The sequence below is a fragment of the Qipengyuania sp. SM2512 genome (assembly GCF_054954005.1).
In genome coordinates, this window is sequence record NZ_CM143134.1 from 1,919,997 (window position 1) to 1,943,070 (window position 23,074).

The following is a 23,074-nucleotide window of genomic DNA, read 5'->3' on the forward strand; positions in this document are numbered from 1 at the left end:
GTCCATGTGGGCCGCCTCGCAACGACCGCGGGCACCAAGGGGGGAATTGCGAATGGGCAAATTATCCGGAATCACCGTGATCGACCTGACGCAGTTTCTGCCCGGTCCGATGATGACCGTGATGATGGCCGACCACGGCGCGCGGGTGATCAAGATCGAACCGCTGGCGGGCGACCCTGCACGCGACCAGGGACCGTTCGAGGCGGGACACTCGGTCTGGTTCGCCAATTGCAACCGCGGCAAGGAAAGCCGCGCGCTCGACCTCAAGAGCGATGCTGGCAGGGAGGCGCTCGCCGACCTGTGCCGCGAGGCGGATGTCTTCGTGGAGGGGTTTCGCCCCGGGGTGATGGCAAGGCTGGGCTTGGATTACGAGGCGGTCCGCGCGCTCAATCCGGGGATCGTCTATTGTTCGATCACCGCCTTCGGACAGGACGGCGCGTTGGCGCAGCACCCGGCGCACGATATGGCGGTGCAGGCGCTGGCAGGTTTCCTCGCAGTCAACGACGGGCCCGATGGCGTGCCGGTGGTGCCCGGGGTGGCAAGCTCGGACATGGCCGCGGGACTCACCGCGCTCTCGGCGGTGCTGATGGCGCTGCTGGGGCGCGAGCGCAGCGGCGAGGGTGCCTATATCGACTGCGCGATGTTCGACAGCCTGCTGCCGTGGTGTGCGCACACTGCGGGCAGCGCGATCGCGGGCGGCGAAAGTCCGCGCTCGGCCAGCCAGCGTTCGCTTGGGGGGGCAGCCTTTTACCAGGTCTATCGCACCGCTGACGGGCGCCACATCGCGCTGGGCGGACGCGAGATCAAATTCGCGAAAGTGCTGCTGGCGGCGCTGGGGCGCGAGGATCTGCTTCCCTATGCGGAAGCGCCCGCGGGCGAGCAGGAGCCGCTGATCGCCTTCCTGTGCGAGACCTTTGCGGGCAAAACGCGCGACGAATGGGTGGAGTGGTTCGCCGACAAGGACGTGGCCTTCGCGCCGGTGCTGGATTTTCGCGAAGCGCTCGACCAACCGCATATCGCCGAGCGCGGGCTGCTGGTCGAAACAGACGAAGGCGCGCACCACATAGCCCCGCCGATCCGCTTCGCCGGCGAGCGATGGGAGCCGGGCGCGGTGCCCGAACTCCCATCCACTCCTCGCTAGAACCGATAATCAGTCGACAAAGTCCTCGACCCGCTCGATCACGATCGCCGGCGCCATGCCGCCCGCGGCGCACATGGTGACGAGGCCGTAGCGCTTGTTCTGGCGTTCGAGTTCGTCGATCATCGTGCCGATCAGAATCGATCCGGTTGCGCCGATCGGGTGACCCAGCGCGATCGAGCCGCCGTTGACGTTGACCTTGTCCCAGTCGAGCCCGAGATCGCGGACGAATTTGGCCGCGACCACCGCGAAGGCCTCGTTGATCTCGAACAGGTCGATGTCGTCCACCGTCAGCCCGGCCTTCTCCAGCACCTTCTTCGCCGCGGGAACCGGGGCGTTGAGCATCAGCGTGGGGTCGTCGCCCATATTGGCGGTGGCGACGATCCGCGCGCGCGGCTTGAGGCCGTACTTCTGGGCATAGGCCTTGCTGGTCACGAGCACCGCCGCAGCGCCATCGACCACGCCCGAGCTGTTGCCGGCGTGGTGGAAATGCTCGATCTCGAGATCGGGATATTTGCGGTTGATCAGCCCGCGGAATGTGGTTCCGTTCTGGTCGATCGGCACATCGGCGATCTTGGTGAAGGCGGGCTCGAGCTCGGCGAGACCTTCGCGCGTGGTCTGCGGGCGGGGAAACTCTTCCTTGTCGAGCACCACGTTGCCCTCGTCGTCGACCACCGGGACCAGCGACTTGTCGAACCTGCCTTCCGCGATCGCCTGCGCAGCGCGCTGCTGGCTGCGATAGCCGACCTCGTCCAGTTCCTCGCGGGTGAAGCCTTCCTTTGTGGCGATCGCATCGCCGCAGACGCCCTGGTGGCTCTGCGGATGCGACTGCTGCAGCCGCTCGTTGTAGCTGCCCATCATCGGCGGCTTCATCCCCGCAGCCATCTTGTCGCGCGCCATCTGTCCGGTGAGGCTCATCATTTCGGTGCCGCCTGCGACCACGCAATCTTCCATCCCGCTCATCACCTGCGCTGCCGCGAGGCTGACGCTGGTGATCCCGCCGCCGCAGAACCGGTCGAGCGTCGTCCCCGAGCTGGTAACGTCGTAGCCTGCATCGAGCGCCGCCATGCGGCCCAGATCGCCCGCCTGCATCCCGTCCTGCGTGCTTACTGACCAGATCACGTCGTCGACGGTGGCGGTGTCGAGCCCGTTACGCTGGGCGATCGCCTTGAGCACGGTTGCCGCGAGGTGCTGCGGATGCTGTTCGGCAAGCGCGCCTTTGCCCTGTTTTCCGATCCCGCGCGGGGTGCGGACGGCGTCGATGATATAGGCTTCGGACATGCAATGTTCTCCTCTCCGGGCGCGCCTTTCGCGGCGATTGCCGGTTGACGTAGGCGTAAGCCTGCCGCAGCAAGGGCGCAAGACCAGTTTCACATTGCAATGGGAGATGAGCCTGTGAGCGAAGAAGTCCTGACCCAGGTCGAAGACGGCATTCTGATCGTCACGATCAACCGTCCCGAAGCCAAGAACGCAATGAACAAGGCCGCTGCGGAAGGCATCGCCGCGGCGATGGACCGGCTCGACGCAGACGACGATCTGCGCGTTGCGATCCTCACCGGCGCGGGCGGGACCTTCTGCTCGGGCATGGATCTCAAGGGCTTCCTGCGCGGCGAATCCCCCAGCATCGAGGGCCGCGGCTTCGGCGGCATCACCCAGCAGGGCCCCTCCAAGCCCCTGATCGCCGCGGTCGAGGGCTATGCACTCGCAGGCGGGATGGAGCTGATGATTTCCTGCGATCTCGTGGTCGCCAACAAGGACGCCAAATTCGGCATCCCCGAAGCCAAGCGCGGGCTTGCCGCGGCGGCGGGCGGGCTGATGAAGCTGCCCGATCTGATCCCGCCCAAGATCGCGATGGAGCTGGCGCTGACCGGCGATTTCATCGACGCCACCCGCGCCTACGAGCTCGGGCTGGTCAACCGCGTGGTCGAAGGCTCGGCGCTCGATGCGGCCAAGGAACTGGCGGCGAAGATCAACGAGAACGGCCCGCTGGCGGTGCGCGTTTCCAAGCAGATCGTCGACCAGTCGCGCGGCTGGAGCCTGGAAGAGCGCTGGGACGAGCAGGCCAAGCTGCTGCCCAAGGTCTTCATGAGCGAGGACGCGCGCGAAGGCGCGGCTGCCTTCGCCGAGAAGCGCAAGCCCAACTGGAAGGGCAAGTAAGCGCGCGGGACAAGCGCGCTACTGCCATCTGACTGCCCCTGAGAGAGGATAACCCCCAATGCCCGTCATCGACATTCCGCCGCCCGCCTTCATGGAAGACGAGGAAATCTCGATCTTCGCCGATGCCGTCGGCAAGTTCTACGAAAAGCACGCTCCCGAAAAGCGCGTCGCGAAATGGCGCGAGGACGGCCAGGTCGAACGTGAATTCTGGAACGAGGCGGGCGAGGCCGGTCTGCTCGGCGTCTCGGTGCCCGAGGAATACGGCGGCCATGGCGGCGATTTCCGCCACGACATGGTGGTGATCGAGCAGCAGGGCAAACACAATGTCGACGGTTTCGCCGCCAGCCTGCACAACACGGTGATCCTGCCCTATCTGGTCCGCCACGGCACCGAGGAGCAGAAGAAGAAATACCTGCCCAAGCTGGTCAGCGGCGAGCTGGTGAGCGCGATCGCGATGACCGAGCCGGGCGTCGGCTCGGATCTGCAGAGCATCACCACCACCGCGCTGAAGGACGGCAATGGCTACCGGCTCAACGGCGCCAAGACCTATATCTCCAACGGCCAGATCGCCGATTTCATCATCGTCGTTGCCAAGACCGATCCCAACCAGCGCGCCAAGGGCATCTCGCTGCTGCTGCTCGAGACCGAGGGCGCCGAGGGCTTCCAGCGCGGCAAGAAGCTCGACAAGATCGGGCTCGATGCGCAGGACACCTCCGAACTGTTCTTCGACGATGTCTTCGTTCCGGCCGAGAACGTGCTCGGCGGGGTGGAGGGCAAGGGCTTCTACCAGCTGATGGGCGAGCTGCCGCAGGAGCGGCTGATCATCGCCATGGGCGCGATTGCCGGGATCGAGCGTGCGCTCGATGTGACGGTCGAATTCGTCAAGGAGCGCAAGGCCTTCGGCCAGACGGTATGGGACTTCCAGAACACCCAGTTCGTCCTCGCCGATCTCAAGGCCAAGGGCACCGCGGCGCGGGTCTTCGTCAACGACTGCATCTCCAAGCATCTCGAGGGCAAGCTCGATGTCCCCACCGCCTGCATGGCCAAATACTGGGTTACCGAACTGCAGAGCGAGGTGGTCGACAAATGCCTTCAGCTGCATGGCGGCTCGGGCTATATCAACGACTATCCGATCGCGCGGATGTATCGCGACAGCCGGATCACGCGGATCTTCGGCGGCTCGAACGAGATCATGCGGATGGTGATCGCCCGCTCGATGTAATCGCCCCGTCCCTCCAACAAATCGGCCGCCGGATTGCGATTCGGCGGCCGTTTTTCGTGTCGCTACGCCGATTCGGGCGAGTTGGTTGATGAAACACATGCCCCTGCGCTCGCCGCTGGCTCGACGGGTGTCCGCGGAGACCGGAATCGCGGCGAGAAGGGCCCAGTGCGAAGCTAGCGGGCCGATTTCGTGTAGGAAAGCGGTCGTTTTCGCGCGGGCCGATCCGGGGCTTTGCCGCCGATGGCGCGTCGGGCGGCTCTGCGCGGGCGCGGGCGCGGGCGCCGGAGCCAGCCCCTTCTTATTCCTCCGAGGCGGTGCTATCCTGCGCAAAGGCGAAGCGTTTCAGCGACGAAGAGCGTCCAGAGACGCCAAGCCGCTTTTCCGAGGGGGAACTCACGGCTTTGTCGAACCATCCCATCTTTCATCGCATGCTGCGCAAGCATGAGCGGCGCGGGGTCCTCGATGCCGCCGATCTGGAGGCGCTCTATTCGCTCAGTTACAGGGAAAAGACCTACCAGGCCGGCGGTTATCTCGTTCGCGAGGGCGTGGCCTGCGAGGAGAGCGCCCTGGTCCTCGAGGGATTCGCGATCCGGCAGAAAATCACCGACGGGGGTCGCCGCCAGATCGTCAGTTTCCATATCCCGGGCGATTTCGTCGATCTCGAGGGTTCGCTGCTCAGGGTTGCGGATCACAACGTTCAGGCGCTGACGGACTGCGAGATCGTCCACTTTCCCGTTCGAGAGCTGCTTGCCCTGATCGACAGCAATCCCCGGATCGGGCGTACCCTCTGGATCGACACGCTGATCGATGCATCGATCTACCGCGAATGGGTGGTGAACGTCGGCCAGCGCCCGGCCAAGCAGCGCATCGCTCATCTCCTGTGCGAATTCGCACTGCGGCTGAAGCTCGTGGGGCTCGGAGACGAGGAAGGGTATCGGCTCCCCTTCACGCAGGAGCAGCTCGCCGATGCGACCGGGCTCACCCAGGTTCATGTCAACCGCAGCCTGAAGGCGCTCGACGAGGCGGGGCTGATCGAGCGCGATGGCCGGTCCATCGCGATCCCCGATTGGGATCGGCTGCGGGATAGCTCCGGCTTCAGCGCGCTCTACCTGCACCTCGATCAGGTCGCCTGAACCTGCGCCACGGGGGCTGGAACGGGTGCCCGGACCGGAAGAATGAAACGGGAGGCTGGATGGATGCGGAGACGCCGGCCTTCTGCGGATCTCAGGTGTGCCGGATTTGGGGGCGCGGGATATCAGGGGCGCGGGATTTCAGGGGCTGACTTCCCAGACCCCGGCTCCGGTATGCGAGATGTTGCACAGCTTGCGGCCATCGCACCACAGTTCGGCCCGCCGGTTGGAGGCTTCCTCTTGCGCGACAAGCAGCGCTTTCGAAGCATTGATGGCCTCGAACTGGAGTTCCTTGCGACTCCCCAAACCGTCGTCAGTGAATTTGAGGCAATAGCTTGGCAGTGAAAACCCGGCCGATGTGTCCGGCGCGGGATCTTTGAGTTTCTGCTGCTGCATCTTCCGCTCCCGCTTGCGTTGAGAAATCAGGATGAGCGATTCGCAGGACATGCGATATTCAAAATGTTATGCGAAGGCTTGATTGCGCGGGCTTATTTGCCTCCAGCATTACTTCGACCCGTATTGCGACAGGATATTGCGTACCGCCGCAACGTGAGCCTCGCATCACCGAGCTCGTATCGACAGGCGCGTACCACCGGCAGTGAACTCGTCTATAATTAAAGATTAGGGCACCTCGATCCGAATAGGTTAAGGCTTGAAAAGCAATCGGGGATTGGTGCTTCTCCTTCTCGATCACACCAGGCTTCGATGTACCAGTTTCCGCTCTTCAACATTACGAGGCCTCGACAGCGTTTTTTCGTGTTCGTCGCGCTACCTGCCATTTGCCTGGCTGGAGCACTTGTAGTGTTCGGCCTCTGGAGCTTGTGGGTCACGGCAGAGAACAGCGATGCAGCGACCCGAGACAGGCAGGTGCGGGAGGTACGTCTTGCGATTGGCGCAACGCTCGACGAACTTGCACAAAGTCAGGCAGGGATCGCCATATGGGATCCAGCCTTCGCCGAAGTGAGCAAGCGAGAGCCTGACCTTGATTGGCTGGACCAGAATGTCGGAACGTGGCTGAATTACGTGTTCAATCACGAGATTGACATCATCGTGGATGGCCAAGATCGCCCTCTCTACGCGATGGAAAACGGTGTCCGGGTCAATCCCGAAATACTGATGGGCGTTCAGAAGGGGGTAGCCTTCCTGATAACTGAGGCGCGCGGGCGAAGCAGCGCCCCGGCAAACCCACATGAGCGTCTTCCGAATCAAAAGATCCATCCACAAAGTACCGTTCGCACGTCTCCCGTTGCAGTACATGCGACCGACCTGGTGGATATCGAGGGGAAAGTAGCGGCCGCGAGCGTCATGCGCATGATGCCAGATTCGCAAATAGCCGGCGATACGACCGGTACGGAGCCACTGCTCATTAGCATCCGCTACTTGAATACGAGCCTTATGCAACATCTCCAGCGCGAACGGGGGATTGTCGGTGCACGTGTGACCAAGTCACCCGCTATAGAAAGCTCCGCTATGCAAAGCGTCGCCCTATCTTCCTGGGACGGTGAGCCGATCGGCTATTTCACATGGCGTCCCGAGATGCCGGGCCAGGCAATTTTGCGTTCGGTGCTACTCCAGGGAGGAGTGGCGCTCCTTGCCCTATTGGGTTTGCTTGCGGCGCTGACTGCCAGCGTCGGCCGACTTATGTCCAAGGATGCGAAGTCAATCCGGCGCCTTGAAGAAGCGCGACTGGAACTGCAGGCTACAGAGACGCAAGCTCTCTACCTCCCAACCATGACGCGTTGACTGGTCTTCCAAACCGAACCTCGTTCAGCAGGTTCGTCGATGAAGTACTGGGCGAAGCAGGATCGGAGACGCTTCTCGGTGTGATGCTGATCGACCTCGACCGCTTTAAGCAGGTCAACGATAGACTGGGTCACTTGGCGGGTGACCAGCTAATTCAGGCGGTGGCGGTTCGCCTCGTCAACTGCGTCGGAGCCTGCGATGTCGTTGCACGCATTGGTGGCGATGAATTCGCTATCTGCCTCGCCGATCGGCGCGTCTCCGATGAATTCTCGGACGCTGCAAACGCTATTCTCAGCGAGCTGCGTAAGCCCTTCGAGATCATCGGCTCATCGGTACATGTCGGTGGCAGCATCGGCATCGCGATTTCCCCCTTCCAGGGCTCTGAGAAGACCGAGCTGCTAAGGAAGGCCGACATGGCGATGTACAAGGCAAAGGAAGACGGTCGCAACGACTATCGCTTCTTCACCGCCGAGATGGACGAGAGCATTGCGAGCCGACGCGTCATCGAAGATGAGCTGAGAGCAGCATTGCGCTCGGGCGAAGAGCTCTTCGTCGAGTATCAGCCAAAACTGGACGCCACCGGGCGACGCATAATGGGTTTAGAGGCGCTGGTGAGATGGGGGCATCCCACTCGAGGTAAGTTGGCGCCCGACGCGTTTATCCCGGTCGCTGAGGAGTGCGGGCTAATCGATGCAGTGGGCGGCTGGGTGCTTGCCGAGGCCTGTCGCGTAGCGCGCCAATGGCCGGGGCTCTCGATGGCAGTCAACATCTCTCCGGTGCAATTTCGAACACCGGACGTGGCCCATTCGATCCGATCGATCGTGTTCGAGGCTGGCGTCAAGCCTGAGCAAATCGAATTGGAGGTAACCGAGAGCATCCTCGTTGGGGACGATGACGCCGTGACAGCGGCGCTGAAGGACTTGCGCGCCTCTGGCTTTCGAATTGCTCTTGACGATTTCGGTACAGGGTATTCGAGCCTGAGTTATTTGAAGAAGTTCAAGGTCGATCGGATCAAGATAGACAAGAGTTTCGTAAAGCGTCTCGGCCACGATTCCGAGGCAAATGCAATCGTTCAGGCGGTGATCGCTCTGGGGCATGCGATGGCTCTTTCCGTCACGGCCGAAGGGGTGGAAACGGAAGAGCAGGAGCGTTTGCTTCAGATCGCCGGCTGTAATGAACTTCAAGGTTTCCTGTTCTCGAAGGCGCTGTCTGAGAAGGACTTGCACGCCTTCTTACTCGAAACGTATCTGCCCTTCGATGGCGTTGAGCTGGCGCGCAAAGTAAGGCGTCAAGTCCGCTCCGGTACATGACAGGGTTGGCGCAACAAACGCCCGCTTACATCATCTGAACGCCTGAAAGCAGACGCCCAGCCTCCACCCAAAAGCCGGCAGCGAACCGCTGGGCCGGATACGCCTAAACCGCCGCCTCTCGCTTCAGCGCGATCCGCGGCAAGTAACCGCCAGCCAACCCACCAGCGCCCCCCTCACACCGCCACCACCTTCTGCTCGATCGCGCCGAAGATCGAGTGGCCGTCTTTGTCCTTCATCTCGAGCCGGACGGTGTCGCCCGCCTGCATGAAGCGCGTCTTGGCCTCGCCTTCGTAGATCGTCTCGATCATGCGGATCTCGGCGATGCAGCTGTAGCCGCGGCCGCCTTCGGCGACGGGTTTGCCGGGGCCGCCGTCCTCGCCCTTGTTCGAGATCGTGCCCGAACCGATGATGCAGCCCGCTCCCAGCGGACGGGTCTTGGCGGCGTGGGCGACCAGATCGGCGAGGCTGAAGGTGGCGTCCTGGCCGACATCGGCGCGGCCGAAGGGCTCGCCATTGTAATCGACGGCGAGCGGCAGATGGATGACGCTGCCCTGCCAGGCCTCGCCGAGCTCGTCGGGGGTGACGCAGACCGGCGAGAAGGCGCTCGAGGGTTTGGACTGGAAGAAGCCGAAGCCCTTGGCGAGTTCGCCCGGGATCAGGCCGCGCAGGCTCACGTCGTTGACCAGCATCAGCAGCTTGATGTGTTCCGCGGCATCGGCCTTGCCGACGCCCATCGGGACATCGTCGGTGATGCAGGCGATCTCGCCTTCCATGTCGCAGCCCCAGGCGGGATCGCCCAGCGGGATGTCGGCGCGCGGCGGCAGGAAGCTGTCGCTGCCGCCCTGATACATCAGCGGGTCGTGGTAGAAGCTCTCGGGCACCTCGGCGTCGCGCGCCTTGCGGACCAGTTCGACGTGGTTGATGTAGGCCGAGCCGTCGGCCCATTGATAGGCGCGCGGCAGCGGCGAATGCGCCTCGCGCTCGTGGAAACGTTCGCAGGGGACACTCTGGTGCTCGACATCGGTGGCGAGGTTCTGCAGCTTGGGCGCGCAGGCGGCCCAGTCGTCGAGCGCGGCCTGCAGCGTGGGGGCGATGTTGTCCGCCGGGCAGTAGCGGGTGAGGTCCTTGGAGACGACGACCAGTTTCCCGTCGCGGGTTCCGTCGTTCAGGGTTGCGAGCTTCATCTCAATTCCTCTCGGGGCTTATGCGTTAGCGGGATTGTCGGGCTGGGCATCGGGATGCGCCCGCTGGAATTGTGGCAACGCGAGACAGGCGCGTTCTATCCGGTTGATATGCGGCTTGTCGGCGAAATCGAAACCGAAGCGCTGCGCGTTGTAGACCTGCGGCAGCAGGATGACCTCGAAATAGCCGGGGGCGGCGAACAGGAAGTCGCCGCTGCCGAGCTGCGCCAGCCGCGTCTCGACCGGACCAAGCGTGCGCGCCAGCCAGTGGCGGTACCAGGTGTCGATTTCGGCCTGATCGTGGCCGAGCGGATCCTTGAGGTATTTGAGCACGGGCAGGTTGAGCGGGGCGTGGAGTTCGGTGGCGATCGCCATCCCGAGCTCGCGCGCGGTGTAGCGCTGTTCGGGATCGGCGGGGAGCAGCGGGCGCGCAGGGTAGGCCTCGTCGAGCCATTCGATCAGCGCCATCGACTGCACCTTGTCGCGGCCACCGGCCTCGAGCAGCGGCACCGAGCCGAAGGGGTTGCGGCTGGTGAAGGCCGCGCCCTTCTGCTCGGACTGGAGCAGGTTTACGGGGACGTTCTCGTAGGCGAGCCCCTTGAGCTCGAGCGCGATCCGCAGGCGGTAGCTGGTCGAGCTGCGGTAATAGCCGTGGAGTTTCATGATCGGCGTCCCCTCAGCCAAACGCCGCGATCCCGGTGACGGCGCGGCCCAGGATCAGTGCGTGGACATCGGCGGTGCCTTCGTAGGTGTTGACCGTCTCGAGGTTCACCATGTGGCGGATGACCTGATATTCCTCGGAAATGCCGTTGCCGCCGTGCATGTCGCGCGCGACGCGGGCGATGTCGAGCGCCTTGCCGACATTGTTGCGCTTGACGATCGAGATCATCTCGGGGGCGAACTTGCCTTCGTCCATGAGGCGACCGACGCGCAAGCTGGCCTGCAGCGCCATGGCGATGTCGGTCATCATGTCGGCGTATTTCTTCTGGAACAACTGCGTTGCGGCGAGCGGGCGGTCGAACTGGTGGCGGTCGAGCCCATATTGCCGCGCGGCGTGGAAGCAGAATTCAGCCGCACCCATGGCGCCCCAGCTGATCCCGTAGCGCGCGCGGTTGAGGCAGCCGAACGGCCCCTTGAGCCCCTGGACATCGGGCAGCAGCGCCTCGGCGCCGACATGGACGTCGTCCATCACGATCATGCCGGTGGTGCTGGCGCGCAGGGAGATCTTGCCCTCGATCTTGGGCGCGGAAAGGCCCTTGGTGCCCTTGTCGAGCACGAAGCCGCGGATGCCGCCGCCATGCGCCTCGCTCTTGGCCCAGACCACGAAGACATCGGCGAAGGGCGAATTGGAAATCCAGGTCTTGGAGCCGTTGAGGACATAGCCGTCACCGTCTTTCCTCGCGACGGTCTTCATCCCCGAAGGGTCGGAGCCCGCATCGGGTTCGGTCAGGCCGAAACAGCCGATCAGCTCGCCGCTGGCGAGGCCCGGCAAGTATTTGCGGCGCTGTTCTTCGGTGCCGTAGGCGTGGATCGGATACATCACGAGGCTCGACTGGACGCTGGCCATCGAGCGGTAGCCGCTGTCGACGCGCTCGATCTCGCGCGCGATCAGCCCGTAGGCGACATAGCCCGCGCCCGCGCCGCCGTACTCCTCGGGGATGGTCGCGCCCAGCAGCCCGGCCTGACCCATCAGCGGGAACAGTTCGGGGGCGTCGATCTCCTTGGAAAAGGCCTCGATCACGCGCGGCTGGAGCTCGGACTGGGCGAAGCCGCGCGCGGCGTCGCGGATCATCCGCTCCTCTTCTGTGAGCTGGTCGTCGAGCTGGAAGGGGTCGTCCCAGGCGAAGGGCGCCATGCCGGCCATGTGGTCTCCTTTGATCTGATCAGGAGCGATGGCAGGCTTGCCGCGCGGCTTCAAGGGGCGGTGTTCGCGGCGGGCAGCGGGGCACTAGTCGCCGAGCGCGTCGTGCACCGACTGGATGATCTCGGCGGGCGGGCAGGGCTTGGCCAGCGAAGTCGAGCCGGGGAAGCGCCGGTGCACTTCTTCGGGCAGGTAATTGCCCGAGTGGAAGATCACCGGAATGTTTTCCGCCATCAGCTTTTCGGCCAGAGGGAAGGCATTGCCGTCGCCCAGCTGGACGTCGAGGATCGCGAGATCGGGCTTGCGTTTCTGATAGGCGAGCATGGCGGAGGAGATATCGACGAAGGGACCCTCGACCGCATAGCCGGCCTCCTCGACGGTATCGCGCAGATCCCAGCCGATCATCGCCTCGTCTTCGGCGACAAGTATCGTTGGCTGCCTCATGAGCGTCCTTTCCGAATTCGCGCCGACCCTTTGGCTATGAATGCTTCAAGCCGGACCGGGTTCCTTCGGGCGGTCGCGCGTCAGTCGAGCCTGCCGAAGCGGCCCTCGTATCCGGCGGTGTCGCCCTGGGCCAGAAAGCGCGCCTGTTCGACCCAATTGTCGCGGCGGATGCGGCCCTGGAAACGGCCGAGCTCGGCGTCGACGCGGTCGATTGCGGCCTCGTCCCAGGCGGCGATCTGTTCGAAGCCGGTCACGCCGAGTTCGTCCAGACGCGCTGCCAGCTTGGGTCCGACGCCCTTGATCCGGGTGAGGTCGTCGCCGGCGGGCCGGCTCGTCGCCGCAGCGGAGGCGACCGCCGCGCCGGTGCCGGCAAGACCGGTGGGGGTCGGCGGAACGACCGGCTGCGGCGCCTCGACACGCTCGGCCGGCTTGATCCCGGGGGGCGCCGGCGGTGTCGGAGCGACGGTCTCGGGCGGAGCGGCGGCGACCGCGCCGGAATCGATCAGCGCCTGATTGCGCGCGGCGGGCGAGGCGCCTTCGTCGAGCACGTCGCCGGTCTCGCCGGTCACCCGCGTGCGGCGGTTCGCCTTGAACAGGAAAAAGGCCAGCGCCAGCCCAATCAGAAAGGCCACCAGCAACAGCGGCCAATTGGCTTCGATCAACTCAATCACAGGTCGTCTCCTTCGTCTGCATCCATTCCCGGCTCGGCGGCGCTGTGCCAGATCGCCCAGCCCAGCAGCACGCCGCCACCATAGGCAACCAGCATCAGCACGATCACTTCGAACCAGATCGGCATGTCAGCGCGCTCCCGGGGTGTCGACGGGGGTGGGCACGAGCGGTTCGGTGGCGATCACCGAGAATTCGATCCGGCGATTGGCGGGGTCGCTCGGTGCCAGCCCCGCGACCGGCTGCCGCGAACCATAACCCATCGCGCGCAAGCCATCGCGCGGGATGCCGCGGCGCATCAGCGCCTCGCGCACCGCCACCGCGCGCTCGCGGCTGAGTTCCAGATTGCCCGGCTCGGGACCCGAATTGTCGGTGTGCCCGCTGACCGCGATGATCGAGCCGAGGCAGGGCTGCAACGCCTCGGCGACTTCGTCGAGCAGCACCTGGCTGGCGGGCACCAGTTCCGAAGATCCGCCCTCGAACCGGATGGTGCGCGAGCGCAGCAGGCCCTCGACATCCTCCTGGCAATGCAGCGGGGTGTAGCGCGGGGCCTCGGCCTGTGCGGCGGCGCTGCCGTCGGCCCAGAACACCCCGCCGACCCCGGGCACCTGCGCCACCGCCCGCGCCACCCGGGCGCGGGTCGCCTCGTCGAGCGTTGCGGCGTTTTCGAGAACCAGGTGACGGGTCGGCGAGCCTGCGCCGTTGGTCATCCGCGCCCGTACCGGGGTGCCTTGGACCCCCGCGATGGCCTGCGCCACCAGCGGCTGCTTGGCAGCCACGAACGCCTCGCCGTGGCGCGCACCGCCCCAATAGCCGATCGCCGCGACGAGCGCAGCGCCGGCGAGCAGGACGAGGGGCGAACGCTTGGCCATGGCCCGGCTCTAAAGGCCGCCCCGCCCAAGCGGAAGGGTTGATGCAGCGCTTTTCCTAATCGCTGGCGGATTGCGCCTGCGCCGCCTTGACCAGCTGGATGAATTCCTGCCGCCAGAAATCCTCCTGCCGCCCCGCCAGACTGGCAATGTCGGCGTAGGAGAAATCGCCCAGCAGCGTGTCGCCGCGCAGCTTCTGCCCGAAACCCGCCACCGCGGCGGCGAAGGCGAAATCGCCCCGCGGCGCGGCGGGCTGCGCGAGCGCCGATGCCGGGAGGACGTGCTCGACGAGCGTCGAGGTGTCGCCGCCGGACAGCTTGTAGCGCAGCTTCACATGGGCAGCTTCGGCCGCCAGTTCGCGCGCGCGCGGATCGCTCGGGGTCTCGTAACGGCGCTGTGCGATCCAGCCCTTCGCGCCCGCGGGGATCACCTCATAGAGCGCGGTGACCTGATGGCCCGCGCCGATATCGCCCGCATCCACCGCATCGTCGTCGAAATCCTGCTCGCGCAGCGCGCGGTTCTCGTAGCCGATCAGACGGTACTGGCTGACCACCATGGGGTTGAACTCGACCTGGATCTTCACGTCCTCGGCGATGGTGAAGATCGTCGCGCCCATCTGTTCGCCGAGCACCTTGCGGGCCTCGAGCGCGCTGTCGATATAGGCGTAATTGCCGTTCCCGTGATCGGCGATCTGCTCCATCATCGCATCGTTCACATTGCCGCGGCCGAAGCCGAGCACGGTGAGCGTGGTGCCCGATTCGCGCTTGCGTTCGATCAGTTCGATCAGCGCATCCCGGTCGGAAACCCCGACGTTGAAATCGCCATCGGTGGCAAGGATCACGCGGTTGACCCCGCCCGCAATGCGGTTGTCCTCGGCGATGCGATAGGCGAGCTCGAGCCCGGCGCCGCCCGCGGTCGACCCGCCGGCCTCGAGCCGGTCGAGCGCAGCACGAATTGTGGCGGCATCGCTGGTGGGCTCGAGCACGAGGCCCGCGGCGCCGGCATAGACCACGATCGAGACCCGGTCCTGCGCGGTGAGCTGGTTCACCAGGCTCCGCAGCGCGGTCTTGACCAGCGGCAGCTTGTCGCGGCTGTTCATCGAGCCCGAGACGTCGAGCAGGAACACCAGATTGGCGGGTGGGCGATCTTGCGGCGGCATCTCATAGCCCGACAGCCCGATCCTCACGAGGCGGCTGTCGGCGTTCCATGGGCTGGCGGCGACATCCATGGCGACCGCGAAGGGCTGCGCCGGCGCGCGCGGAGCGTCGTAATCGTAGCGGAAGTAGTTGATGAATTCCTCGGTCCGCACCGCATCGGCGGGAGGCATCTGCCCGTCCTTGAGGAAGCGGCGGGCGTTGGCATAGGCGGCGGTGTCGACATCGACCGAGAAGGTCGAGACCGGTTCGGCCGCAACCAGCCTGACCGGCGAGACCTCCTCGCCATCGTAGCGCTCGCGATCCACCTCGGTCGGAACCATGATCGGCGGGAAATAGCGGTAGCTGGTCTCGATTGGCGCGCTTCCCGCCTCGGGCGAGGCTGCCTCCTGCGCGACTCGCGAGCCCGCGACCATGATCGACGACGCCATGGGGGGAGGGGGAGGGGGAGGAGGAGGAGGAGGAGGAGGAGGAGGAGGAGGAGGAGGAGGAGGGGGCGGGGGCGCGGGTGGTGCGATCGGGCGCACCCCCTCCGCGCCGGTGGTGACGATTTGATCGTCGGCGGAAGACGCTGCGCAGCCCGCAAGCATGGCTCCGGCGGCGCAGGCGGTCAGCAGGTGCATCGATCTCATGGCAAGTTCCTCCCCCAAAACTTGTCGCCATCCTTGCACCGCGGCGTGAATGCCCAGTGAATGGAGCCTATTTGGGTGCGAGGTTCGCGGCCGCTTCGGCCTCGCCGCCCATGTTGCGGCGGAACAGCACGCGGTCCTCCGGGCCGAAGCCGCGATGCCAGATAACCCAGCCATAGGTCGCCAGGATCGCCGGTATGCCGAAGGCGAGTTCGGCCCATTCGGGCAGCAGCGTCGCCCCATAGCCGACCGCGACCGCCGGGGCGGTGGCCCAGACCAGTGCCCAGCGCCAATTGTTGATCGGATGGCCGAGAATGCGCGCGAGCAGCCGTGCCTTGACCAGGCTGGCGAGGCCGAGCGCGGTCATCAGCGCCAGCGCCGCCGCCGCCGCCTTGTAGGGCTCGCCATAGCCGAGATGCTCGACCAGCATGATCAGCACGACGGTGAGCGCGGCCTGGAAGCCGATCGTGCCGATCGAGATCCACAGGTTGCGGACCCGCGCGACATAGACCAGCGCCGCCTCGGAGACGACCGCCGTCGCCGCCACCACCTCGGCCGCGAGCAGGAAGGCGAGCGCGCCGGTGCCGCCGACGAAATTGGGCCCCACCAGCCCCATCACCGCTTCGCCCGGCATCCCCAGCGCCAGCGCGATTCCGGCCTGTGCCGCGACGATCCAGAACCCGACCTGGCACACCTGTTGGGCGATGGCGGCGTAGTTCTTCGTCTTGAGGTTCTTGGTGATGACCGGCCCCAGGATCGGCTCGAAGCTGGTCTTGAGCTTCTGCGGCAGGCTGGCGACCTGCTGCGCGACATAATAGACGCCGACCGCTGCGGGGGCGGCGAACAGGCCGAGGATGAAGATGTCCACCCGCCTTGTGCCCCATTCGATCGCATCGGCGATCGCCAGCGGGAAGGCGCGCGTGGTCAGCCGCGTCATCGCCACCGGGTGGGGGCGCCAGCCGCGCGGCAGGCCGTAGCTGCGCAGGAAGGTCCACAAGCCGGTCAGCAGCCCGGCATAGATCGAGATGAGATAGGCGAGCGAGAGGCCGGAGTCGCGCGTCTGCGGCACGAAATAGAGCGCCCCCGCCATGATCGAGAGCGTCCAGGGTTCGACGATGGCGCGGGCGCGCACGGTGGTGGCGATGTCGTAGCGATAGGCCTGCGCCGCGAGCACGATCTCGGTCAGGGCGAAGGCGGGGATCGCCAGCACGATCAGCCGGTCGAGCGCGGTGAATTGCCCGCTGGGGAACAGCGGCGCGGGGACGAACCAGAAGAACAGCGCGGCAAGGGCGGAAAACAGCACTGCGAGCAGGATGCCGTCGAAGACGAGATTGGTCTCGTCGGTCTCGCCGAGGGACAGCCGCTGGGCGAGACCGCGTTTCTCGCCCAGCGAGCACAGCAGCGCGACCAGCTCGACCACCACCAGCGCCGAGGCGAAGCGGCCCAGCGCTTCGGCGCCGTAGAGCCGCCCGGCGATGAACAGGAAGGGCAGCCGCGCCGCGAGCCGCAGCAGGAAGCCGATGAAATTGGTCTGGCCGCCCTTGGCGAGCGCGGCGATATCGCCGCTGCTGTCGCTGGGCGGCGCGTCGGGCGGGGAAGGGGCCATCGCTAGTCCTCGCGCTCCGCGCGCAAGGGCCGGGCGAGCAGGTCCGAGACCACGCCGCGGGCCTCGGCGCCGCCGAGCAGCCTGGTGACCGCGGCGACGATCGGCATGGCGATTGCCATGTCGCGCGCCAGCTGGTCGAGCACCGGCGCGGTGTGCGCGCCCTCGGCCACCGTCTTGCGATCGGCCATCAGGCGCGCCGCATCCTCGCCTTCGCCCAGCGCCTTGCCGAGTGAGAAATTGCGGCTCGAGGTGGAGGAGCAGGTGAGTACCAGATCGCCCAACCCGCACAGCCCTGCGAGCGTCTCGACCTGCGCCCCGCGCGCCTCGCCGAAGCGCAGCATTTCGGCATAGCCGCGCGCGATCAGCGCCGCGCGCGCGTTCTGCCCGAGCGCCAGCCCGTCGACCACGCCGCAGGCGATCGCGAGCACGTTCTTCACCGCGCCGCCGATCTCCGCACCGGTGACATCGGCGGAGTAATAGGGGCGGAAGGCGGGACGGGCGATCGCGGGCGCGATCCGCTCCCACTGCGCCTCGCCGCCGCCGCAGGCCAGCGTGACCGCAGTCGGCAGCCCGGCGGCGACCTCATGCGCGAAGGTCGGTCCCGAAAGCACCGCGATCTGCGATTTCGGCGCGGCGTCGCGCGCGACGTCGTTCATCAATCGCCCGCTGCCCGCCTCGATCCCCTTGGAGCACAGCACCAGATCGGCGGGATGCGAGGGAATGGCGCCGAGCACGGCGCCCATATGCTGCGCCGGGGTCACGACCAGCGCGATGCCGAGCGCGGCGATGTCGGCGAGATCGCCGGTGGCGCGGATCGTCGGCGCGAGCGCGGTGCCGGGGAGGAACAGCGTGTTGGTCCGCTGCGCGTTGATTTCCGCGACCAGCTCGCTCTCGCGCGCCCACAGCAGCACCTCGCGCCCATCGCTCGCCAGCATCTGCGCCAGCGCAGTGCCCCACGCGCCCGCGCCCAGAACCCCGACCGTCCTCATGCCTTGACCCCCGCACCGCGCGCGGGCTCGGCGGCGGGGTCGAGCGGCCAGCGCGGGCGCGCGACGAAGTCGAGCGGATCGGACTGGCCCAGCCGCTCGCAGCCCGCCCAGGCGATCATTGCGGCGTTGTCGGTGCACAGCGCAGGGGGCGGGGCGACGAAGCGCATGGCATTGTCCTTGGCGAAAGTTTCGAGCGCCGTGCGGATCGACTGGTTGGACGCAACCCCGCCCGCGACCACCAGCGCGGGCATCGCTTCGGTGGACGCACAGGCGATCCGCAACCGGTCGAGCACGCAGTCGAGCGCCGCCTGCTGGAAGCTCGCGGCGATGTCGGGAGCGCTGTGGAGCCCGCTGTCGTGCGCGCGCAGCACCGCGCTCTTGAGCCCGGCGAAGGAGAAATGCGGCTCGCCGCTCCCCACCAGCGGGCGCGGCAGCGGCACCGCGCGCGGATCGCCCTGCTTCGCCAGCCGCTCGACCGCGGGGCCGCCGGGGAAGCCGAGCCCGAGTATCTTGGCGGTCTTGTCGAAGGCTTCGCCCAGCGCATCGTCGATCGTGGTGGCGAGCCGGCGGTATTGTCCCACGCCCTCGACCCGCAGGATCTGGCAATGCCCGCCCGAGACCAGCAGCAGCAGATAGGGAAAGCCGAGCTCGGGATCGACCAGCCGCGGGCTCAATGCATGGCCTTCGAGGTGGTTGATCGCGATCAGCGGGGTGTCGCTGGCCATGGCGAGCGCCTTGGCGCTGACCAGCCCGACCATCACTCCGCCGATCAGCCCAGGACCGGCGGTGGCGGCGATGGCGTCGCAATCGGCCAGCGTCTTGCCGGCGTCCGCCAGAACCCCCGAAATGATCGGGGCGAGACGTTCGGCGTGGGCGCGCGCGGCGATCTCGGGGACCACGCCGCCGTAAGGCGCATGCTCCGCATCCTGCGAGGCGATCCGCTGGGCGAGGATCTGGCGTCCGGTGGTCACCAGCGCCGCCGCGGTTTCGTCGCAGCTCGATTCGATCCCGAGTACCAAGCCCATCCGGCTTTCCCTTAGCGTCCTGCGGCGCTAGAGCAAGGCAACGCGATGCCCCAAAGCAACACCCCGCCTCCGTTTGCCGACCGCCCGATCCGCCTCGGCACCAGGCGCTCGCCGCTGGCGATGGCGCAGGCGCACGAGACGCGCGCGCGGCTCTGCGCGGCGCACGGCTGGGACGAGCAGGCGATCGAGCTGGTCCCGGTGCAGGCCAGCGGCGACAAGATTCGCGATCTTCCCCTGGCCGATATCGGCGGCAAGGCGCTGTGGACCCGCGAACTCGATCACTGGCTGATCGATGGCACGATCGACGCGGCGGTCCATTCGCTGAAAGATGTCGAGACCATCCGCCCGCCCGAACTGGTGATCGCCGCGGTGCTCGAGCGCGAGGATCGCGCCGACCGGCTGCTGGGTGCGCGCTCGATCGCGGCGCTGCCCCCGGGCGCGGTGGTGGGGACCAGCGCGCCGCGCCGCGCGGCGCAGCTGCTCAACGCGCGGCCCGACTGCAAGGCGGTGACTTTCCGCGGCAATGTCGCAACCCGGATGGCCAAGCTGGCGGCGGGCGATGTCCACGCCACCTTCCTCGCCGCCGCGGGTCTGATCCGGCTGGGCGAGGACGCGGTGGGCGTTCGGCTCGACCCCGAGGAATGGATGCCCGCGCCCGCGCAGGCGGCGATCGGGATCGAATGCCGCACCGTCGACGGGGCGATGCGCGCGCTGCTCGCGGCGATCGATCACGGGGCAAGCCACGCCGAGGTGCTGGCCGAGCGCGCGCTACTCGCCGGGCTGGGCGGGTCCTGCCACAGCCCGATCGCGGCGCTGACCCATTGGGAAGGCGACGAGATCGTGCTGCGCGCCGCGATCTACAGTTCCGACGGAGCGGTGCGGATCGCGGGCGACACCCGCCTCGCTCCGGGCGACGACGGTCCCCCGCACCGGCTTGCGCGCGAGCTGCTGGCGCAGGCCCCGCCCCATGTCGCCGGTTCCTTCAGCGGCCCCGCGTGAGCGCCACCCTGTTCCTCTTCCGGCCCGAGCCGGGATGGAGCGCAAGCGCCGCGGCGGCACGCCAGCGAGGCCTGCAGGTGGCGGGCCGCCCGCTCAGCCGGATCGAACCCGCCGAGTGGACAGCTCCCGACCCCCGGGCTTTCGACGCGATACTCGCGGGCAGCGCCAATGTCTTTCGCCACGGGGGCGAGGGGCTGGACCGCCTCGTCGACCTCCCCGTCTTCGCGGTCGGTGAGACCACGGGGGCGGCGGCGCGCGAGGCCGGGTTTGCGGTGGAGAGGGTCGGCGCGGGCGGCTTACAGACGCTGGTCGATGGCATGCCGGCCACCATGACCAGGCTGCTGCGGCTGTGCGGCGAACGCCGTGTCCCATTGGCTGCCCCCGCCGCGACTTCGATCGCCGAGCGGGTGGTCTATCGCGCGGTCGACCTGCCGATCGAAGGCGAATTGCGCGGGCGGCTCGCCGGGGGCGGGGTGGTTCTCCTGCATTCGGGGGAAACCGCGCGTCACTTCGCCGCCGAATGCGCGAGGCTGGCGATCGACCGCAGCAGGCTGGCGCTGGTGCTGATCGGACCGCGGCTGCTGGGGCCCGCGGGCGGCGGCTGGGGGGCGGTCCACATCGCACCGGCCCCGGACGACGGCGCGCTGTTGGCATCGGCGGAAATTCTGTGCAAGGACATGATCGGGGCGGGCGGCCATGCGCAGAGCGCCGGACGCTCCGGCTGATGGGATCGCAACAAAGGCGCATATGAACGAATTCACTTCACAGCGGAGCAAGCGGCCTTCCATGCGCCCGGTGCTGCTCGCAGTGCTCGCTGCCTTCATCCTGGGCGGATCGCTCGCCGGGTACGCCGTCTATCGCTGGGCCGAGGCGCGGGAGGAACCCGCTCGGGTCGCGGCGCCCGATGCGACGACCGCCGTGGCCGCGAATGGCGCGCGCGCCGAACCCACCCCGACACCCACCACCACCGCCAGCGCGGCCATCGGCCAGACCAATGAGGCGGTCGAGCGCGTGGCCGAACAGCAGGGCGGGATCGACCAGCGGCTCGCCGCGGCCGAGCAGCGGCTGGCGCGGCTCGATATCCAGGCGCAGGCGGCGGCGGGCAATGCCGCGCGCGCCGAGGGCCTGCTGATCGCCTTCGCCGCGCGGCGGGCGATCGAGAAGGGTGCCGAACTCGGCTTCCTCGCCGATCAGCTGCGGCTGCGCTTCGGCGATGCGCTGCCCAATGCGGTGCGCACCATCATCGCCAATTCGCGCGATCCGGTCACGCTCGATCAGCTGATCGCGCGGCTCGAGGGCATTGCGCCGCGTCTGTCCGAAGGCAGTCGCGATTTCTCCTGGGATCTGATCCGCAACGAATTGTCGCAGCTCTTCGTGGTCCGCCGGGAAACTACGCCCTCGCCGCAGCCCGAGCGGCGGCTCGACCGCGCGCGGCTGTTTCTCGAAAGCGGCCGCGTCGAAGCGGCCATCGAGGAAGTCAGCAAGCTTCCGGGCGCCGACAATGCCGCCGACTGGATCGCCGATGCGCAGCGCTTCGCCGCGACCCAGCAAGCGCTCGATCTGATCGAAACCTCGGCGGTGCTCGAACCGCGAATGCTGCGCGACGGGGTCGGCAACCGGATCGAACAGATCAGTCCGGTGGTCGAGCCCGAGGCCTGACCCCGAGGCCTGACCCCGAGGCCAGACTGCGAGCCTCAGGCGCGCAGCAGCTCGGGCAGGTCGCCGGTGATCCCGCGCGCCTCGTCCATGAACCAGCGTTTGAGCATCGGCATGCGCTGGATGCCGCCCATTCCCAGCCGCCGCAGAGCGCTCGCCGGTCTACCCGGCAGGCCGAACAGCCTTGTGAGCCCGTCGGTCGCCAGCGCCACGGTGAAGCTGTCGAGCCCGCGCCAGCGTTCGTAACGCGCCAGACCCTGCGCATCGCCGGGTTCGAGGCCCAGCCGCAGGCCTTCCTCGAGCACTTCGACCAGCGCCCCGACATCGCGCAGGCCGAGGTTCAGCCCCTGTCCGGCGATGGGGTGGATGCCATGCGCGGCATCGCCGATCAGCGCGAGCCGCGTGTCGGTGATCTTCGCGGTGTGATGGAAACCCAGCGGCCAGGACGCGCGCGGACCCACCGCCTCGATTGCGCCGAACACGCCGCCCATCCGCTTCTCGACTTCGGCGAGAAAGGCGCGGTCGCCCAGCTTGAGCGTGCCGGCGGCGTCTTTTTCGTCCACCGTCCAGACCAGCGCGCTGCGATGCGCGCCATCGGCTGCGTCGAGCATGGGGAGCAGCGCGAAGGGGCCGGCGGGATAGAAGATTTCCCACGCCACATTGCCATGCGGCTTCTCGTGAGTCAGTCCGGCGATCACCGCGCGGTGGTGGTACTGCCATTGCGCGATCGGGATGCCCGCATCCTCGCGAGTGGGCGAGCCGCGGCCCTCGGCGGCGACCATCAGGCTGGCCTCGAGCCGGGTCCCGTCGGCCAGCGTCGCGCTTACGCCATGCTCGCTGCGGGTGCGATCGACGATTTCGGCGCGCGAATGCCAGGAGATCAGCGGCTCGTCGCGTGCGGCCTCGAACAGCGCGAGCCGCAGCTGACGGTTGGCGAACATCCGCCCCAGCGTGCCCTCGTGCGGCTCGGGCGCGAAGTCGATCCGCCCGGGCTTCATCTGGTCGGTGACCGCGATCGAGGCGATTCCGCAGCCGAAGGGTTCGAGCGCCTGCTCCAGCCCGATATGGCGGAACAGCCGCCAGCTCGCGGTGCTGATCGCCGAGGCGCGGCCGTCGAAGCCTTCGGCGGTCAGTTCCGCGGGATCGGCGCGGTCGACGACATGGCTGGTCATCCCCTTGCGCGCGGCGGCGAGCGCCAGCGTCATGCCCACCAGCCCGCCGCCCACGATCAGCAGGTCTCGCTTGGTGGCGTGCGGTGCGGTGTCGGGCGTATCGGCCATGGCGTTCGTCGTCCC

At 67.0% G+C, this 23,074-nt stretch carries 23 protein-coding genes; 9 read left to right on the plus strand and 14 right to left on the minus strand.

Annotated elements, in window-relative coordinates:
* Positions 1 to 52: 52 nt before the first annotated feature.
* Positions 53 to 1,141 (plus strand): CaiB/BaiF CoA transferase family protein, encoded by a 1,089-nt coding sequence (locus ACQ5J0_RS09620; RefSeq protein WP_462567260.1) that lies wholly within the window; start codon positions 53 to 55, stop codon positions 1,139 to 1,141.
* A gap of 9 nt (positions 1,142 to 1,150) precedes the next feature.
* On the opposite strand, the gene ACQ5J0_RS09625 is transcribed toward ACQ5J0_RS09620, so the two are convergent.
* Complete coding sequence (locus tag ACQ5J0_RS09625) at positions 1,151 to 2,419, minus strand: acetyl-CoA C-acetyltransferase (protein ID WP_462567261.1); 1,269 nt, start codon at positions 2,417 to 2,419, stop codon at positions 1,151 to 1,153.
* A gap of 114 nt (positions 2,420 to 2,533) precedes the next feature.
* Between ACQ5J0_RS09625 and ACQ5J0_RS09630 the strand changes: the two genes are divergently transcribed.
* From ACQ5J0_RS09630 to ACQ5J0_RS09640, 3 genes are all read left to right on the plus strand, one after another.
* Positions 2,534 to 3,295 (plus strand): crotonase/enoyl-CoA hydratase family protein, encoded by a 762-nt coding sequence (locus ACQ5J0_RS09630; protein ID WP_462567262.1) that lies wholly within the window; start codon positions 2,534 to 2,536, stop codon positions 3,293 to 3,295.
* Positions 3,296 to 3,353: 58 nt separating this feature from the next.
* Positions 3,354 to 4,517, plus strand: a complete 1,164-nt coding sequence (locus ACQ5J0_RS09635; protein WP_462567263.1) for an acyl-CoA dehydrogenase family protein — start codon at positions 3,354 to 3,356, stop codon at positions 4,515 to 4,517.
* A gap of 428 nt (positions 4,518 to 4,945) precedes the next feature.
* Positions 4,946 to 5,650 (plus strand): Crp/Fnr family transcriptional regulator, encoded by a 705-nt coding sequence (locus tag ACQ5J0_RS09640; RefSeq protein ID WP_462567264.1) that lies wholly within the window; start codon positions 4,946 to 4,948, stop codon positions 5,648 to 5,650.
* A gap of 138 nt (positions 5,651 to 5,788) precedes the next feature.
* Here the strand turns inward: ACQ5J0_RS09640 and ACQ5J0_RS09645 are convergent, their stop codons facing one another.
* On the minus strand, positions 5,789 to 6,094 hold the full coding sequence (locus ACQ5J0_RS09645; RefSeq protein WP_462567265.1) for a hypothetical protein: 306 nt from the start codon (positions 6,092 to 6,094) through the stop codon (positions 5,789 to 5,791).
* Positions 6,095 to 6,352: 258 nt separating this feature from the next.
* Between ACQ5J0_RS09645 and ACQ5J0_RS09650 the strand changes: the two genes are divergently transcribed.
* Entirely contained in the window at positions 6,353 to 7,390 is a 1,038-nt protein-coding gene (locus ACQ5J0_RS09650; RefSeq protein ID WP_462567266.1) for a CHASE4 domain-containing protein, read from the plus strand.
* Positions 7,387 to 8,700 carry a putative bifunctional diguanylate cyclase/phosphodiesterase gene (locus ACQ5J0_RS09655; protein WP_462567267.1) on the plus strand — a complete coding sequence of 438 codons (1,314 nt, stop codon included), beginning with the start codon at positions 7,387 to 7,389 and terminating at the stop codon, positions 8,698 to 8,700. The genes ACQ5J0_RS09650 and ACQ5J0_RS09655 overlap by 4 nt, the downstream gene beginning before the upstream one ends.
* A 173-nt stretch (positions 8,701 to 8,873) precedes the next feature.
* Here the strand turns inward: ACQ5J0_RS09655 and ACQ5J0_RS09660 are convergent, their stop codons facing one another.
* From ACQ5J0_RS09660 to tsaD, 11 genes are all read right to left on the minus strand, one after another.
* The gene (locus ACQ5J0_RS09660; RefSeq protein WP_462567268.1) at positions 8,874 to 9,884 is read right to left on the minus strand and encodes a fumarylacetoacetate hydrolase family protein; all 1,011 of its coding nucleotides are present in this window, start codon (positions 9,882 to 9,884) and stop codon (positions 8,874 to 8,876) included.
* An 18-nt stretch (positions 9,885 to 9,902) separates the two neighbouring features.
* Positions 9,903 to 10,544, minus strand: a complete 642-nt coding sequence (gene maiA / locus ACQ5J0_RS09665) for a maleylacetoacetate isomerase (protein ID WP_462567269.1) — start codon at positions 10,542 to 10,544, stop codon at positions 9,903 to 9,905.
* A 13-nt stretch (positions 10,545 to 10,557) separates the two neighbouring features.
* The gene (locus ACQ5J0_RS09670; protein WP_462570088.1) at positions 10,558 to 11,736 is read right to left on the minus strand and encodes an acyl-CoA dehydrogenase; all 1,179 of its coding nucleotides are present in this window, start codon (positions 11,734 to 11,736) and stop codon (positions 10,558 to 10,560) included.
* Between the two features lie 93 nt (positions 11,737 to 11,829).
* Positions 11,830 to 12,186: a response regulator gene (locus tag ACQ5J0_RS09675; protein WP_462567270.1), complete on the minus strand. Its 357-nt coding sequence runs from the start codon at positions 12,184 to 12,186 to the stop codon at positions 11,830 to 11,832.
* Between the two features lie 80 nt (positions 12,187 to 12,266).
* Entirely contained in the window at positions 12,267 to 12,857 is a 591-nt protein-coding gene (locus ACQ5J0_RS09680) for a hypothetical protein (protein ID WP_462567271.1), read from the minus strand.
* On the minus strand, positions 12,854 to 12,982 hold the full coding sequence (locus ACQ5J0_RS09685; protein ID WP_462567272.1) for a hypothetical protein: 129 nt from the start codon (positions 12,980 to 12,982) through the stop codon (positions 12,854 to 12,856). Before ACQ5J0_RS09685 ends, ACQ5J0_RS09680 begins: the two co-directional genes overlap by 4 nt.
* A gap of 1 nt (position 12,983) precedes the next feature.
* Positions 12,984 to 13,724 carry an OmpA family protein gene (locus ACQ5J0_RS09690; protein ID WP_462567273.1) on the minus strand — a complete coding sequence of 247 codons (741 nt, stop codon included), beginning with the start codon at positions 13,722 to 13,724 and terminating at the stop codon, positions 12,984 to 12,986.
* A 55-nt stretch (positions 13,725 to 13,779) separates the two neighbouring features.
* Positions 13,780 to 15,507 carry a vWA domain-containing protein gene (locus tag ACQ5J0_RS09695; RefSeq protein ID WP_462567275.1) on the minus strand — a complete coding sequence of 576 codons (1,728 nt, stop codon included), beginning with the start codon at positions 15,505 to 15,507 and terminating at the stop codon, positions 13,780 to 13,782.
* 67 nt (positions 15,508 to 15,574) lie between these two features.
* Positions 15,575 to 17,110, minus strand: a complete 1,536-nt coding sequence (locus ACQ5J0_RS09700) for a lipopolysaccharide biosynthesis protein (protein ID WP_462567276.1) — start codon at positions 17,108 to 17,110, stop codon at positions 15,575 to 15,577.
* 2 nt (positions 17,111 to 17,112) lie between these two features.
* Positions 17,113 to 18,099, minus strand: coding sequence for an NAD(P)H-dependent glycerol-3-phosphate dehydrogenase (locus ACQ5J0_RS09705; RefSeq protein WP_462567277.1), 987 nt, complete (start codon positions 18,097 to 18,099; stop codon positions 17,113 to 17,115).
* Complete coding sequence (gene tsaD, locus ACQ5J0_RS09710; protein WP_462567278.1) at positions 18,096 to 19,124, minus strand: tRNA (adenosine(37)-N6)-threonylcarbamoyltransferase complex transferase subunit TsaD; 1,029 nt, start codon at positions 19,122 to 19,124, stop codon at positions 18,096 to 18,098. The genes ACQ5J0_RS09705 and tsaD overlap by 4 nt, the downstream gene beginning before the upstream one ends.
* A 120-nt stretch (positions 19,125 to 19,244) precedes the next feature.
* Between tsaD and hemC the strand changes: the two genes are divergently transcribed.
* The 3 genes from hemC to ACQ5J0_RS09725 are packed head-to-tail and all read left to right on the plus strand — an operon-like array spanning position 19,245 to position 21,782.
* The gene (hemC, locus tag ACQ5J0_RS09715) at positions 19,245 to 20,123 is read left to right on the plus strand and encodes a hydroxymethylbilane synthase (protein WP_462570089.1); all 879 of its coding nucleotides are present in this window, start codon (positions 19,245 to 19,247) and stop codon (positions 20,121 to 20,123) included.
* The gene (locus tag ACQ5J0_RS09720; RefSeq protein WP_462567279.1) at positions 20,120 to 20,848 is read left to right on the plus strand and encodes a uroporphyrinogen-III synthase; all 729 of its coding nucleotides are present in this window, start codon (positions 20,120 to 20,122) and stop codon (positions 20,846 to 20,848) included. Before hemC ends, ACQ5J0_RS09720 begins: the two co-directional genes overlap by 4 nt.
* A gap of 22 nt (positions 20,849 to 20,870) precedes the next feature.
* The gene (locus tag ACQ5J0_RS09725) at positions 20,871 to 21,782 is read left to right on the plus strand and encodes a hypothetical protein (RefSeq protein WP_462567280.1); all 912 of its coding nucleotides are present in this window, start codon (positions 20,871 to 20,873) and stop codon (positions 21,780 to 21,782) included.
* Between the two features lie 35 nt (positions 21,783 to 21,817).
* Here the strand turns inward: ACQ5J0_RS09725 and ACQ5J0_RS09730 are convergent, their stop codons facing one another.
* Positions 21,818 to 23,059: an FAD-dependent monooxygenase gene (locus ACQ5J0_RS09730; protein ID WP_462567281.1), complete on the minus strand. Its 1,242-nt coding sequence runs from the start codon at positions 23,057 to 23,059 to the stop codon at positions 21,818 to 21,820.
* Positions 23,060 to 23,074 lie beyond the last annotated feature (15 nt).

What these genes read in the sequence shown, in the direction of transcription:
- ACQ5J0_RS09730 (WP_462567281.1), bottom strand. Translation starts at nt 23,059, where the DNA reads ATGGCCGATACGCCCGACACCGCACCGCACGCCACCAAGCGAGACCTG.
- ACQ5J0_RS09690 (WP_462567273.1), bottom strand. Translation starts at nt 13,724, where the DNA reads ATGGCCAAGCGTTCGCCCCTCGTCCTGCTCGCCGGCGCTGCGCTCGTC.
- ACQ5J0_RS09670 (WP_462570088.1), bottom strand. Translation starts at nt 11,736, where the DNA reads ATGGCGCCCTTCGCCTGGGACGACCCCTTCCAGCTCGACGACCAGCTC.
- ACQ5J0_RS09660 (WP_462567268.1), bottom strand. Translation starts at nt 9,884, where the DNA reads ATGAAGCTCGCAACCCTGAACGACGGAACCCGCGACGGGAAACTGGTC.
- ACQ5J0_RS09725 (WP_462567280.1), top strand. Translation starts at nt 20,871, where the DNA reads ATGAACGAATTCACTTCACAGCGGAGCAAGCGGCCTTCCATGCGCCCG.
- ACQ5J0_RS09645 (WP_462567265.1), bottom strand. Translation starts at nt 6,094, where the DNA reads ATGTCCTGCGAATCGCTCATCCTGATTTCTCAACGCAAGCGGGAGCGG.
- ACQ5J0_RS09685 (WP_462567272.1), bottom strand. Translation starts at nt 12,982, where the DNA reads ATGCCGATCTGGTTCGAAGTGATCGTGCTGATGCTGGTTGCCTATGGT.
- maiA (WP_462567269.1), bottom strand. Translation starts at nt 10,544, where the DNA reads ATGAAACTCCACGGCTATTACCGCAGCTCGACCAGCTACCGCCTGCGG.
- ACQ5J0_RS09700 (WP_462567276.1), bottom strand. Translation starts at nt 17,110, where the DNA reads ATGGCCCCTTCCCCGCCCGACGCGCCGCCCAGCGACAGCAGCGGCGAT.
- ACQ5J0_RS09620 (WP_462567260.1), top strand. Translation starts at nt 53, where the DNA reads ATGGGCAAATTATCCGGAATCACCGTGATCGACCTGACGCAGTTTCTG.
- ACQ5J0_RS09695 (WP_462567275.1), bottom strand. Translation starts at nt 15,507, where the DNA reads ATGAGATCGATGCACCTGCTGACCGCCTGCGCCGCCGGAGCCATGCTT.
- hemC (WP_462570089.1), top strand. Translation starts at nt 19,245, where the DNA reads ATGGCGCAGGCGCACGAGACGCGCGCGCGGCTCTGCGCGGCGCACGGC.
- tsaD (WP_462567278.1), bottom strand. Translation starts at nt 19,124, where the DNA reads ATGGGCTTGGTACTCGGGATCGAATCGAGCTGCGACGAAACCGCGGCG.
- ACQ5J0_RS09625 (WP_462567261.1), bottom strand. Translation starts at nt 2,419, where the DNA reads ATGTCCGAAGCCTATATCATCGACGCCGTCCGCACCCCGCGCGGGATC.
- ACQ5J0_RS09650 (WP_462567266.1), top strand. Translation starts at nt 6,353, where the DNA reads ATGTACCAGTTTCCGCTCTTCAACATTACGAGGCCTCGACAGCGTTTT.
- ACQ5J0_RS09635 (WP_462567263.1), top strand. Translation starts at nt 3,354, where the DNA reads ATGCCCGTCATCGACATTCCGCCGCCCGCCTTCATGGAAGACGAGGAA.
- ACQ5J0_RS09640 (WP_462567264.1), top strand. Translation starts at nt 4,946, where the DNA reads ATGCTGCGCAAGCATGAGCGGCGCGGGGTCCTCGATGCCGCCGATCTG.
- ACQ5J0_RS09675 (WP_462567270.1), bottom strand. Translation starts at nt 12,186, where the DNA reads ATGAGGCAGCCAACGATACTTGTCGCCGAAGACGAGGCGATGATCGGC.
- ACQ5J0_RS09705 (WP_462567277.1), bottom strand. Translation starts at nt 18,099, where the DNA reads ATGAGGACGGTCGGGGTTCTGGGCGCGGGCGCGTGGGGCACTGCGCTG.